Here is a 12,102-nt window from a genome sequence, read left to right as displayed (position 1 = left end):
TAAACAACTAGCCGGTGTGGGTGTTGGTGTGGTCGCGGCCCACGTGCGCCTCGGCACGCATCCGCTCGACCATGTGCGGGTAGTGCAGCTCGAACGCGGGGCGCTCGGAGCGGATCCGCGGCAGCTCGGTGAAGTTGTGCCGCGGCGGCGGGCAGCTGGTGGCCCACTCCAGGGAGTTGCCGTGGCCCCACGGATCGTCGACCGTGACGACCTCGCCGAATCGCCAGCTCTTGAAGACGTTCCAGGCGAACGGCAGCACCGACAGACCCAGGATGAACGAGCCGATCGTCGAGACGACGTTGAGCGTGGTGAAGTGATCCGAGGCCAGGTAGTCGGCGTAACGACGCGGCATGCCCTCGTTGCCCAGCCAGTGCTGCACCAGGAACGTGGTGTGGAAGCCGATGAAGGTCAGCCAGAAGTGCAGCTTGCCCAGGCGCTCGTCGAGCATCCGGCCGATCATCTTCGGGAACCAGAAGTAGACACCGGCGTAGGTGGCGAACACGATGGTGCCGAACAGCACGTAGTGGAAGTGCGCCACCACGAAGTAGGTGTCGGAGACGTGGAAGTCCAGCGGCGGGCTGGCCAGCAGCACGCCGGACAGACCACCGAGCAGGAAGGTGATGATGAAGCCGATGACGAACAGCATCGGGGTTTCGAAGGTCAGCTGACCTCGCCACATGGTCCCGATCCAGTTGAAGAACTTGATGCCGGTGGGCACCGCGATCAGGAACGTCATGAAGCTGAAGAACGGCAGCAGCACTGCGCCGGTGGCGTACATGTGGTGCGCCCACACCGCCGCCGACAGCGCGGCGATGGACAGCGTCGCGTAGATCAGGGTGGTGTAGCCGAACACCGGCTTGCGGGCGAACACCGGGATGATCTCGGTGACGATGCCGAAGAACGGCAGCGCGATGACGTACACCTCTGGGTGCCCGAAGAACCAGAACACGTGTTGCCAGAGTATGACGCCACCGTTGGCCGGGTCGTAGACGTGTGCGCCGAAGTGTCGGTCGGCAACCAGCGCCAGCAGCGCGGCGGTCAGGATCGGGAAGATCAGCAGCACCAGGATCGCGGTGACCAGGATGTTCCAGGTGAAGATCGGCATCCGGAACATGGTCATGCCGGGGGCGCGCATGCAGACCACGGTGGTGATCATGTTGACGCCGCCGAGGATGGTGCCCAGACCACCGACCGCCAGGCCGAAGATCCACAGGTCCGCACCGGCGCCCGGCGAGTGGATCGCGTCCGACAGCGGGGTGTATGCGGTCCAGCCGAAGTCGGCGGCGCCGCCGGGGGTGATGAAGCCGGCCAGGGCGATCATCGCGCCGAACAGGAACAGCCAGAACGACAGCGCGTTGAGCCGGGGGAAGGCCACGTCCGGCGCGCCGATCTGCAGCGGCAGCACCAGGTTCGCGAAGCCGAAGACGATCGGGGTCGCGTAGAACAGCAGCATCGCGGTGCCGTGCATGGTGAACAGCTGGTTGAACTGCTCATTGGACAGAAACTGCAGTCCCGGCATCGCCAGCTCGGTGCGCATCAACAGCGCCATGAGACCACCGAGGAAGAAGAAGATGAAGCAGACGACGCAGTACATGATGCCGATCAGCTTGTGATCGGTCGTCGTGATCATCTTGTAGATCAGGTTGCCCTTGGGCCCGAGCCGCTCCGGGTACGGACGGCTGGCCTCAAGTTCTCCAAGCGGGGGCGCTTCGGCGGTCAAGAGTCCTCCAAACACATCCAGATGGCGGGGCGGAAACAGCCACACCGGGGCGACAACACGATTGATCTTATCCCCCCGTCGACGCTCCGTCCGGGTGGGTCCGACATTACGTCGTAGATATTTTGCCGGCGCCGTTGCGGGTGCCCGGCACACCCGCTCCGAGCACCTTGGATGCTGCTCTCCGAGACGGACTGTTACCGTCGGGGCCGTGCAGATGCCAGCCGTGCGACCGGGTGTCGGCGCCGCCGCGATCGCGGCCTGCGCGGCCGTCGTCGTCACCTGTTGCAGCGGCTGCACACGACCCCAGGGCGAGACCCCGGCCGCCGGTATCACCGCCGTGACGACGAGCACCACCACGATCGCCGGTGCGGGCGTGCTGGGCAACCAGCGTCGGCCCGACGAGTCGTGCGCCGGCGAGCCCGCCCACCCCGAGCTCGGCGAGGGCCCACTGCGGGTGGATTCCGGCACCGACCGCGGCGAGGTTGACGTGCCCGCCGACCCCCAGCGCATCATCGTTCTCTCCGGCGACCAGCTCGACGCGCTGTGTGCGCTCGGGCTGCAGTCGCGCATCGTCGCGGCCGCGACGCCGGCCGCCAGCGGCGGGCAACCGTCGTACCTGGGCACCGCAATCCGCGACCTGGCCGCCGTCGGCACCCGCAGCGACCCGGACCGCACCGCCATCGCCAACTACCACCCCGACCTGATCCTGGGCTCCTCGACGGTGCAATCGGGTCAGTACGCGGACCTTGCCGCCATCGCACCGACGGTGTTCACCGGGGCTCCCGGGCCGGATTGGCAGCAGACGCTGCGGGCCGTCGGCGCGGCCACCGGACGGGGGGAAGCCGCCGGCCGGCTGATCGACGAGTTCAACGAGCAGGCGCATCAGCTCGGCGAGGCCATCGACGGGGCGCACTTCCAGGCGTCGATCGTGCAGTTCACCCCCGGTTCGGTCCGCGTCTACGGCCGGGAGAACTTCCCGCAGACCGTGCTGGCCGCCGTCGGGGTGGATCGGCCTGTCGCGCAACGGTTCACCGACCAGCCGTACACCGAGATCAACGTCGACGGCGGTGCGTTGAACAGTGCGGACCTTGCCGCCGCCGACGGTGACATCGTCTACGTGTCGTTCGACTCGCCGGAGGCCAAGGCGGCCGCACCGCGCATCCTCAACAGCGACGCGTGGCGCCGACTCTCGGCCAGCAAGGACAACCGGGTGTTCATCGTCAACAACGAGGTGTGGCAGAGCGGGCGCGGCCTGATCGCCGCCCGCGGGATGCTCGACGACCTGCGCTGGCTCAACGCACCCATCAACTGATCCCGATCGACCCACCGACGAAGCAGAGGCCGCCGTGTTCCACGTCCTGAACCTGACCTACACCCAGCCGATCGAGATCGTCGACAAGGTCCGGCCGGCGCACATCGAATGGATCGAGCAGCAGATCGCGGCCGGCCGGATGCTGCTGGCCGGCCGGAAGGAATCGGCGACCGGGGGCGTCCTGATCACCACCGACCTGCCCACCGAGGAGGTCGACGCCATGGTCGCCACCGACCCGTACCGGCTGGCCGACGTGGCCGAGTACGAGCGGATCGGTTTCGCCGCCAACCTGCGCGCACCGGGTTTGTGACCGTCACGACCCGATAGATCATCACGGCCCGATAGATCTGCGCATACACCGGGCGCCGCGGGATTAAACCCGCGCCGCCCGGTGTTTGCGTAGTGGACCGCGCGCGGAGCCGCACGCCGTCGATAGGCCGGTGGGACACCCGGCCGACGAATCACCGCAAAATGTTTTGATAAGCTATATAACTGAACCTATGTTTCGACCCGGAAGGTACTCCGATGAGCAAGACCGTCTCCGCCTATGCCGCTCCCACCGCCTGGGGCAGCGACGCCCCGCTGACCAAGACCACCATCGAGCGCCGTGACGTCGGCCCGCATGACGTGGCCTTCGACATCAAGTTCGCCGGCATCTGCCACTCCGACATCCACACCGTCGCCGCCGAGTGGGGCCGGCCGAACTTCCCGGTGGTCCCGGGCCACGAGATCGCCGGGGTGGTCACCGAGGTCGGATCCGAGGTCACCAGGTACAAGGTCGGCGATCACGTCGGCGTCGGCTGTTTCATCGACTCCTGCCGCGAGTGCGAAAACTGCGAGGCCGGCCTGCAGCAGTACTGCACGGGCGACTACGGCATGCACGGCACCTACAACTCGACCGAGCGCGACGGCAGCCCCACCTATGGCGGCTACAGCACCGCGATCGTCGTCGACGAGAACTACGTCCTGCGGATCCCCGACTCCATCCCGCTGGACAAGGCCGCTCCCCTGCTCTGCGCCGGCATCACCCTGTACTCACCGCTGCGGAACTGGAATGCCGGGCCCGGCAAGGAGATTGCCGTCGTCGGCCTCGGCGGGCTCGGGCACATGGGGGTCAAGATCGCGCACGCCATGGGTGCGCACGTGACCGTGCTCAGCCAGTCGCTGAAGAAGATGGAGGACGGCCTGCGCCTGGGCGCCGACGAGTACTACGCGACCAGCGATCCGGACACCTTCACCAAGCTGCGCAACCGCTTCGACCTGATCCTCAACACCGTTTCGGCAAACCTGAACCTGGGCGCCTACCTGCGCCTGCTCAAGGTCGACGGCACCCTGGTCGAGCTGGGCATGCCCGAGCACGCCATGGAGGTCCCACCCATGCCGCTGGCCGGCATGCGCCGCAGCCTGTCCGGCTCGATGATCGGCGGCATCCCGGAGACCCAGGAGATGCTCGACTTCTGCGCCGAGAAGGGCATCACCCCGGAGATCGAGGTCATCGAGGCGTCCTACGTCAACGAGGCCTACCAGCGGGTGCTCGCCTCCGACGTGCGCTACCGGTTCGTCATCGACGCATCCACCATCTGACCGACCGGCGATTCGTTTCGGTTCAGCCGGCCGCTACCGCGAGCCGCCGTCGGTGCCCGCCAGCGGCCAGCCGCTGGCCGCCAGCTTGGCAGCAACCCGTCGCACCTCCGACGGCTCCACCTCACGATGGGCGACCTCGGCGATGAAGGCCTCGATCTCGTCCGGAGAAATCTCCCCGTCGGCCAGCGCCGTGGATTCCGGTGCGGTGATCGCGCGGACCACGCTCCGGATCTCCTCGTCGGACAGCGGGGTGTCGCGCAGCAGCGCCAGCAGCGGCACCCGATCCGGTCCCGGGACACCCTCCGGGTAACCGCCACGCAGCCAGTCCAGGACCGATTCAAACAACGATGCGACGCTCACGATGCCCAGTCTGCGACGTCACGGCCCGATCGACAAATGCTGGCGGCAGCGTTTGCCCGGCATTCACCGCGATTTCATACGCTCCCGCCGGGACGGGTCAGAAGTCCCAGTCCTCGTCCTCGGTGACGACGGCCTTGCCGATGACGTAGGACGAGCCGGAACCCGAGAAGAAGTCGTGGTTTTCGTCGGCGTTGGGGCTCAGCGCACTCAGGATGGCCGGGTTGACGTCGGTCTCGTCCCGTGGGAACAGGGCCTCATAACCCAGGTTCATCAGGGCCTTGTTGGCGTTGTAGCGCAGGAACTTCTTGACGTCCTCGGTCAGCCCGACCTCGTCGTAGAGGTCCTGGGTGTACTCCACCTCGTTGTCGTAGAGCTCGAAGAGCAGCTCGTAGGTGTAGTCCTTGAGCTCGGCGCGCTTGGCCTCGTCGACCAGCGCCAGGCCCTTCTGGAACTTGTAACCGATGTAGTAGCCGTGTACCGCCTCGTCGCGGATGATCAGCCGGATCATGTCGGCGGTGTTGGTGAGCTTGGCGCGGCTGCTCCAGTACATCGGCAGGTAGAAGCCGGAGTAGAACAGGAAGCTCTCCAGCAGCGTGGAGGCCACCTTGCGCTTGAGCGGCTCGTCGCCCTTGTAGTACTGCAGCACGATCTCGGCCTTGCGCTGCAGGTTCGGGTTCTCCTCCGACCAGCGGAAGGCGTCGTCGATCTCACTGGTGGAGCACAGCGTGGAGAAGATCGAGCTGTAGCTCTTGGCGTGCACCGATTCCATGAACGCGATGTTGGTGTAGACGGCTTCCTCGTGCGGGGTCAGCGCGTCCGGGATCAGGCTGACCGCACCGACGGTGCCCTGGATGGTGTCCAGCATGGTCAGGCCGGTGAACACCCGCATGGTCAGCTGCTTCTCGTGCGCGGTCAGCGTGCCCCAGGACGGGATGTCGTTGGACACCGGCACCTTCTCGGGCAGCCAGAAGTTGCCGGTCAGCCGGTCCCAGACCTCGGCGTCCTTGTCGTCGGCCAGCCGGTTCCAGTTGATCGCCGAAACACGGTCGACGAGCTTCATACCCTCAGACATCTGGACCCCTTCGAGAAGATTGACGGCTGGCGATCAGTGCGGTTGACGGCGGCCGGGCGCTGCGGCGAGCACCGTGGTCACAACACTACAACTGGTGTCCGACAACTAGCTGCAACACAAGACGTTGTGTCGCGACGAATTTTTTCGCCGCGTCGGGTCAGGGCTCCGGGGAACGGCGGACGGCCTGGTGAATCGGCAGATCGGGGTCGATCCGGACGCCGAGCACGGCGGTGGTACCGGTGATCGCGCCCAGCATGATGGTGGTGAGGTGAGCGACGAACTGCTCCTTGGGCATCCGCCGCTCACTGTCGGGTTCCGGGCCCAGCCACCAGTCGGTCGCCGAGGACGCGGTGCCGAACGTCGCGAACGCGGCCAGCTCCAGCGTGTCGTGGTCCAGCTGCAGGTCGAGCAGCTCGTTGTTGAACAGCTCGGCCATCGCCAGAGTGATGTCGCGGCCCTCGTTGACGGCGCGCTTGGCCGCCTCGGCCTGATCGGGAAAACGGCCGGCCAACACGAAGCGCAGCACGTTGGGATGTTCGTCGACCAGCGAGACGTAGGCCTCCATCATTCCGCGCACGACGTCGGCGGCCGGGTCGTTGGCGACGTCGACGGCGGGGTAGATCTGCGCCCACAGCATGTCGCGCAGCCGCTCCCCCACGGCCTGGAACAGGTCCGACTTGTCGGTGAAGTGGCGGTAGATCTTCGGCTTGGCGGTCCCGGCCTCTTCGGCGATCTCCCGGACACTGACGTTGGGGCCGCATCGGTCGATGGCGCGGAAGGCCGCGTCGACGATCTCGGACCGGACCTTCTTGCGGTGTTCGCGCCAACGCTCGGTGCGGGCGTCGACCTTCCCCTCGGCGGTGGGCTCACCGTCGAGCCGGGGCTTCGATCGCACCGCAACACGCACGCTCTGCACTGTACCCGGCGACGCACGACAGCGACCCGCGTGACCTGGGACCATTGACGGCGCGATTTCGACGGCCTATTTTTTGACTACGTACGTTGTCATCCAGCACGGGAGGCCGGCACCATGCCCATCACGGCCGAAACCCGACCAACGCCCATCCCCAGCCGGCACCCCGCCGGACCGCGATCGGCACCCGCGGGCGTCGAAGCGATCGCGAGACTGCTGCGGCTGCCCACCCTGGGTGCTGAGCAGTTCCGCCGCTACGGCGAACTGCTGACAGTCGGCGATGCACCGATGGACGACCTGGTCGCCTGGATGCACACCGACGCCCCGCCCGAAGCCCGGGAAATGTTCGAACGAGCCTTGGAGCACGGTATTTCGCAGGTGGCCGATGCCCCTGCGCCGCTGCGCGAGTTCTTCGACGCGGTGGAGACCGTCCCGGATTGGGTCGACTTCGACCGGATCGACCTGGGCGCTGCGGCGCTGCGCAGCGGCGGATCCGACGGGCTGGCCATAGCGCGGGACGTCGCACTGTTCGGCGGGTATCTGTTCTCCGGCTTCAACCAGACCCTGCTGCGCACCGGAGCTTTGGAGAAGGGCTCCAATCGGCGCTTCGCCGAAACCTCACAGTGGGCTCTGGACGTCATGACGCCCGGGGGACTGCGGCCCGGTGGCATCGGCTACCGGTCGACGCTGCGGGTGCGGCTGATCCACAGCATGGTCCGCCGTCACGTTTCGGCGATGGAGGATTGGGATCCGGGCGCGTTCGGACTGCCGGTCAACCAGACCGATATGGCGGCCACCCTGGTCGGGGCTCTGATTGCACCGACGGCGGCCGGTCTCGGCATGGGTATGGCGCTCAATCCGCGGAAGTATTCGGCGGTCGCCCTGCACTGCCGGTGGGTCGGCACGCTGATGGGCGTCGCCGACGACCTGCTGCCCACCGGGTACCTCGACGGCGTGCGCATCCTGGCGCAGACCTCGCAGGTGCTGGCCGTCCGGGACGAAACCAGCCCGATCCTGGCAAGGCCCATGATCTCCGACCCGTTGAGCTGGAACTTCGATCACCTACCGACGCTGCGCCGACGCATCGCACAATCCCAGCACCGCTCCGTCTCGACGGCATTTCTGGGTCGGCGGGCCATGCGTCAGCTCGGCACCCGCCCGTCGTTGATCCCGTGGTATCCGATGCTGCGGCTACCGGTGAACCTGGTGCGCTCGGCACTCGCGCAGCTGCCGGGTGGACGCTGGCGCGCCGCAACCCGTGGTGCCCGGGAGAACGCCGCATTCATGCGGATGCTGCTCACGGACGAGGCCACCATCGGCGAATCCGCGCGGCACGTGACGACCTGAGTGCGCCGGCCACAGCAACGAGCGATGGATCCCGCGGCAGCCCTACAGATCGAGCAGTTGCTCGTGGAAACCGCCGAACCCACCGGCGGGATCGACCAGGTGCACCTCGAGGATCCAGTGACATCTCCTGCCGGACTGGTCATTTCGGCGCATGGGGCGGACCGACCCGGGTGCGGCATAGGAGTCGACCTCGTTGCCGGGGATCTTCTCGTGCGGGAACTCTCCCACCAGGTGCCCGGCGATGGCGCCGCCGAATGCCCAGCCGGCGTCACGACTGAGGCCCACCACGTGCTCGTGCAGCTGCTCGCCGGTGATCTCGGGGCGGGCGTCGAAGTGCGCCCGCGCCGCCGCCCAGATCCTGGGCAGGTCGTCGCGCAGGGCATGTTTGCGGGGGTCGTCGCCGAGGACGTAGGTGCGGCCGAAGTCGGCTTCCCATTCTTCGAAGATCGGGCCGAGGTCGAGGAAGACGATGTCGTCGTCGCCGATCACCCGGTCCTCGGGGTTGTCCCGAGCGGTCGTCAGGGTGTTCTCCCCCGACCGCACGATGCGCTTGTGCCAGTGCCTTCGCACAGCGAACTGTTCGGCGGCCAGGTCGCGGATCTCGTCGGCCAGCGCCCGTTCGCCGATGCCGGGCCGGATCAGGCCGCGCCGGACGATCTCGTCGAAGAGCTCCTCCGCCCGGCGTTGCGCGTCGAGCAACCGCTGGACCCGGACGGCCTCGGCATCGTCGGCGGCGACGTACGCCCAGGCCGCGCGGCCGGAGGCCAGGGTGACCGAGATCCGCGTGTAGTCGTCGACCTCGTAGCGGTCGGCGGCGGCGAGTTCGTCGTCGTCGAGTTCCAGACGGGCACCGGTCACCACGTCGTCGGGCGAGCCGGGCCGCAGGATGGGGTGGCGGTCCAGGCCGCTGGCGGCCAGCACGTCCGGATCGGTGATGGCGACCTGGTCGACCCGAAACCCGGGCAGCGCGTCGTCCGTGCACGCCACCGCGCGGCCGAAGACGGCCGCCTGCACACCGGGATCGCGCAGCGTGCCGTAGCTGAACAACAAATGCACTCCGTCAGCCTAAGTGCGGCCGTCCTCACCCGGCAGGTCGTGGTGCGCGAAGTCTGCTGACAGCATCGGTTCCTATACTCGGCCGATGTCACGATGCGGCGGTCACCCATGCTGATCGGCGTCGTCGCCGCGTTGCTGGCTTGCTTCGGCTACGGAACCGCCTCGGCGCTGCAGGGCTACGGGGCGCGGGAAGCCACCACCGCCGATGCCGGTGATCACGGCCCGTCGTTGCGGTCGACGATCAGCGCCGCACTGACTCCGGCCTTCATCGCGGGTATGGCACTGGACGTGATCGGTTTCGCCGGGTCACTGGTGTCCGCGCGGTTGATCCCGTTGTTTCTGTCCCAAACGATCATGAGCGCCAATCTGGTGGTCACCGCGGTGCTCGGAACGGTGTTGCTCGGGGTCCGGTTGCACCGACGGGACTGGCTGGCCATCGGCGGTGTCCTGCTGTCCCTGTGCGTGCTGGCGGCCACCGCCGGACCGCTCGGCGACACGGCGGTCGCCCCGTCGCTGCACTGGGGCGTGCTGGTCGCCTCGGTCGTCGTGCTGATCGCCGGGATCGGGTTGGTCCGGGTGCTCGGCGCCGGGTCGGCCATTCCGGCCGGGTTGTCGGCGGGAATCCTGTTCGGGGCCATGGCGATTGCGGTTCGGATCACCGACGGGATCGACCCGTTGAGCCTTCCGGTGCTGCTCCGTGATCCCGCCGCCTACACCGTCGTCCTGGCCGGCGCGAGCGGGTTCTACCTGTTCACGGTGGCCCTGCAGGTCGGTTCGGTCAACGGCGCCGCGGCGGCGCTGGTGGTCGGCGAAACCGTGGTACCCGGCGTGGTCGGCATCCTGCTGCTCGGCGACACCGCCCGCCCGGGCATGGGCTGGCTGGTCGCACTGGCCTTCATCGGCGCCGTCGTCTCCGCCGTCGCCGTGGCCGCCTTCGGTGCCGCCGAGCACGCACAGTCTTCGGGGACCGAAACCTCCCCCAGCACTCGGCACTGACGCCGGGCGCGCGCGGCCTCAGTGCTTGCCGCGCGCGGTTCCGCCCGGTTTGCGCGCGGACCTCCCCGCCGCGGCGCGAGCTGCCTGCTTGGCCAGTGTTTTCTCCCGCGCGGTGCGCTTCGGCGCCGGCTCGGCCGGGCCGCGCGACGAGCCGGGTTTGCGGCCCCGGACGATGCCGATGAACTCCTCGACCGCCGCGGACTGCGGGCCGTCGGCGAAGGCGAGTACGACGGGGCAGACCGGCGCATCGGCGATCGGCCGGTAGACCAGATCCTTGCGGTGATACAGCCGGGCCAGTGACTGCGGGACGATCAGCACGCCCATTCCGGCCGCGACGAGTTCTGTTGCGTCCTTGGTGGTTTCCGGCCGGTGGTCAACGGGTACGCCGGGCGCCTCGGGCCAGTCGAGGACGTCGTCGAGCGGGATGAGCCGTGGCTCGCCGTCGAGATCTGCGGCGCTGACCGTGTCCGCGGCGGTGAGCAGGTGATCGGTCGGGACGACGGCCACCGTCGCCTCCCGGTACAGCTCGATGACGGCCAGACCGGTTGTGTCGGTCGGCAGCCGCAGCAGGGCCAGGTCGAAGGCTCCGGATCGCACCGCGTCGGCGGCATCGGCGGCGACGACGGTCTGCAACTGCAGCGGAATCTCGCGGTGACGCTGCGCCCAGGTGCGGGCCCACTTCGCCGGCGTCGCGCCGGGGACGTACCCGAGGGTCAGGTTGTGCGGGGTCACCTCGAAAGGTTATCGATAGGCTGGTCGCATGAGCAGGCCCAACGCGCAGTCCATGAAACCCGCCACCGCGGCGAAGAAGCTGGACGTGTACCTGCCGGCGACGCCCGCCGAGTTCCAGCAGACTCCGATCACCCGCGCCGAGCTCGCCGCGCTGGCGGCCGACCCGCCGCAGTGGCTGGTCGATCTGCGCCGCAACGGTCCGCACCCGAAGAACCTGGTGGCGGCGAAGCTGGGCGTGTCGATCTCGGGTCTGGCCCGCGGCGGCGTGGAGCAGGCGCTGACCACCGAGCAGATCGATGCGCTGCTGGCGGAGAAGCCGGACTGGCTGGCCGCCGAGCGGGAGAGCTACCAGGAGGTGCTGCGCGAGCAGCGACGCCTCAAGGCCGTGCGCGCCGATCAGGCTCGCGAGCGCTGACTCTGTCGCGCACGGCCGCTCCGGTCGGAGCAATCACCACAGGTCGAAGACGACGTTGGTGTTCGGGTAACGGCTGCTGAAATTGTGGTTGATCCAGTAGTTCTTCGCCAGGAATCCGGTGACGCCGGTATTGGCGACATTGGTGTTGGACTTGGAGTTGCTGACCTCGTAGGAGGCGGTAGGGCCGCCAAGGCCGACCCGGTAGGCGACGTGCATGTCCAGTGAGTTTCCCTGCGGTGCAACAGCAGTCACCGTCTCACTCGCCCCGGGCGCCAGCAGTTTCTCGGGTGCGTCGACCCACTGACCATTGGGACTGGTCCCGTCGTTGATCAGGTACTGAACCTTGTCGGTGTGGTTGGTGATCGTCATCGCGATGGTCGGCTCACCGGGGTGGGTGACCGGCATGGTCCCGGCGTGGGCGAGCGCACTGCCGGACAGTGCGGCGGCGATCCCTGCTCCGACGACCGCGATCTGGGCGACGGCGTTTTTCATGGTGTCTCCTGATGTGAAGTGCCTCGTTCTGGACAGGCGTTCGAGGCGGTACTACTGACAGCGAGAACTGTCCCGTACATTGCCGCCGCGCGGATCCCCCCGA

The 12,102-nt window shown here is 67.7% G+C and carries 13 protein-coding genes and 1 pseudogene; 6 read left to right on the top strand and 8 right to left on the bottom strand.

The genetic code is table 11. The features are described 5' to 3' along the window. Nucleotides 1–7: 7 nt before the first annotated feature. Entirely contained in the window at nt 8–1,720 is a 1,713-nt protein-coding gene (gene ctaD / locus G6N16_RS09520) for an aa3-type cytochrome oxidase subunit I (protein ID WP_083029560.1), read from the bottom strand. 214 nt (nt 1,721–1,934) lie between these two features. Between ctaD and G6N16_RS09515 the strand changes: the two genes are divergently transcribed. From G6N16_RS09515 to G6N16_RS09505, 3 genes are all read left to right on the top strand, one after another. Further along, the gene (locus G6N16_RS09515; RefSeq protein ID WP_083029559.1) at nt 1,935–3,032 is read left to right on the top strand and encodes an iron-siderophore ABC transporter substrate-binding protein; all 1,098 of its coding nucleotides are present in this window, start codon (nt 1,935–1,937) and stop codon (nt 3,030–3,032) included. 34 nt (nt 3,033–3,066) lie between these two features. Then, on the top strand, nt 3,067–3,342 hold the full coding sequence (locus tag G6N16_RS09510; RefSeq protein WP_083029514.1) for a YciI family protein: 276 nt from the start codon (nt 3,067–3,069) through the stop codon (nt 3,340–3,342). A 215-nt stretch (nt 3,343–3,557) separates the two neighbouring features. Then, nucleotides 3,558–4,616: an NAD(P)-dependent alcohol dehydrogenase gene (locus G6N16_RS09505; protein ID WP_083029513.1), complete on the top strand. Its 1,059-nt coding sequence runs from the start codon at nt 3,558–3,560 to the stop codon at nt 4,614–4,616. Nucleotides 4,617–4,649: 33 nt separating this feature from the next. On the opposite strand, the gene G6N16_RS09500 is transcribed toward G6N16_RS09505, so the two are convergent. From G6N16_RS09500 to G6N16_RS09490, 3 genes are all read right to left on the bottom strand, one after another. Beyond that, nucleotides 4,650–4,976 carry a DUF3349 domain-containing protein gene (locus G6N16_RS09500; protein ID WP_083029512.1) on the bottom strand — a complete coding sequence of 109 codons (327 nt, stop codon included), beginning with the start codon at nt 4,974–4,976 and terminating at the stop codon, nt 4,650–4,652. Between the two features lie 97 nt (nt 4,977–5,073). After that, entirely contained in the window at nt 5,074–6,048 is a 975-nt protein-coding gene (gene nrdF, locus G6N16_RS09495; protein WP_110810737.1) for a class 1b ribonucleoside-diphosphate reductase subunit beta, read from the bottom strand. A gap of 157 nt (nt 6,049–6,205) precedes the next feature. Further along, complete coding sequence (locus tag G6N16_RS09490; RefSeq protein ID WP_407663630.1) at nt 6,206–6,955, bottom strand: TetR/AcrR family transcriptional regulator; 750 nt, start codon at nt 6,953–6,955, stop codon at nt 6,206–6,208. 123 nt (nt 6,956–7,078) lie between these two features. On the opposite strand from G6N16_RS09490, the gene G6N16_RS09485 reads away from it, so the two are divergent. After that, nucleotides 7,079–8,308: an oxygenase MpaB family protein gene (locus tag G6N16_RS09485; protein ID WP_083029509.1), complete on the top strand. Its 1,230-nt coding sequence runs from the start codon at nt 7,079–7,081 to the stop codon at nt 8,306–8,308. A 42-nt stretch (nt 8,309–8,350) separates the two neighbouring features. Here the strand turns inward: G6N16_RS09485 and G6N16_RS09480 are convergent, their stop codons facing one another. Together G6N16_RS09480 and G6N16_RS21765 are read right to left on the bottom strand one after the other, a co-directional pair. After that, nucleotides 8,351–9,007: a M24 family metallopeptidase gene (locus G6N16_RS09480; protein ID WP_234805737.1), complete on the bottom strand. Its 657-nt coding sequence runs from the start codon at nt 9,005–9,007 to the stop codon at nt 8,351–8,353. A gap of 39 nt (nt 9,008–9,046) precedes the next feature. Further along, nucleotides 9,047–9,364: pseudogene (locus G6N16_RS21765) on the bottom strand (gamma-glutamylcyclotransferase family protein); the annotation flags it as partial. A gap of 108 nt (nt 9,365–9,472) precedes the next feature. Between G6N16_RS21765 and G6N16_RS09475 the strand changes: the two are divergent. Further along, nucleotides 9,473–10,360, top strand: coding sequence for a DMT family protein (locus G6N16_RS09475; RefSeq protein ID WP_083029507.1), 888 nt, complete (start codon nt 9,473–9,475; stop codon nt 10,358–10,360). An 18-nt stretch (nt 10,361–10,378) separates the two neighbouring features. Here the strand turns inward: G6N16_RS09475 and G6N16_RS09470 are convergent, their stop codons facing one another. Continuing rightward, a complete protein-coding gene (locus G6N16_RS09470) occupies nt 10,379–11,092 on the bottom strand; it encodes a LysR family transcriptional regulator substrate-binding protein (RefSeq protein WP_083029506.1) in 714 nt (237 codons plus the stop codon). A 28-nt stretch (nt 11,093–11,120) separates the two neighbouring features. Between G6N16_RS09470 and G6N16_RS09465 the strand changes: the two genes are divergently transcribed. After that, entirely contained in the window at nt 11,121–11,507 is a 387-nt protein-coding gene (locus tag G6N16_RS09465) for a DUF5997 family protein (protein WP_083029505.1), read from the top strand. Nucleotides 11,508–11,540: 33 nt separating this feature from the next. On the opposite strand, the gene G6N16_RS09460 is transcribed toward G6N16_RS09465, so the two are convergent. Beyond that, nucleotides 11,541–11,999 carry a hypothetical protein gene (locus tag G6N16_RS09460; protein ID WP_083029504.1) on the bottom strand — a complete coding sequence of 153 codons (459 nt, stop codon included), beginning with the start codon at nt 11,997–11,999 and terminating at the stop codon, nt 11,541–11,543. Nucleotides 12,000–12,102 lie beyond the last annotated feature (103 nt).

The organism is Mycolicibacterium insubricum (genome assembly GCF_010731615.1).
GTDB lineage: Bacteria > Actinomycetota > Actinomycetes > Mycobacteriales > Mycobacteriaceae > Mycobacterium > Mycobacterium insubricum.
The sequence above is the reverse complement of the archived record's forward strand: the minus strand, read 5'-3'. Positions and strand labels throughout refer to the sequence as shown.

What these genes read in the sequence shown, in the direction of transcription:
- G6N16_RS09485 (WP_083029509.1), top strand. Translation starts at nt 7,079, where the DNA reads ATGCCCATCACGGCCGAAACCCGACCAACGCCCATCCCCAGCCGGCAC.
- G6N16_RS09515 (WP_083029559.1), top strand. Translation starts at nt 1,935, where the DNA reads ATGCCAGCCGTGCGACCGGGTGTCGGCGCCGCCGCGATCGCGGCCTGC.
- G6N16_RS09505 (WP_083029513.1), top strand. Translation starts at nt 3,558, where the DNA reads ATGAGCAAGACCGTCTCCGCCTATGCCGCTCCCACCGCCTGGGGCAGC.
- G6N16_RS09465 (WP_083029505.1), top strand. Translation starts at nt 11,121, where the DNA reads ATGAGCAGGCCCAACGCGCAGTCCATGAAACCCGCCACCGCGGCGAAG.
- G6N16_RS09475 (WP_083029507.1), top strand. Translation starts at nt 9,473, where the DNA reads ATGCTGATCGGCGTCGTCGCCGCGTTGCTGGCTTGCTTCGGCTACGGA.
- G6N16_RS09460 (WP_083029504.1), bottom strand. Translation starts at nt 11,999, where the DNA reads ATGAAAAACGCCGTCGCCCAGATCGCGGTCGTCGGAGCAGGGATCGCC.
- nrdF (WP_110810737.1), bottom strand. Translation starts at nt 6,048, where the DNA reads ATGTCTGAGGGTATGAAGCTCGTCGACCGTGTTTCGGCGATCAACTGG.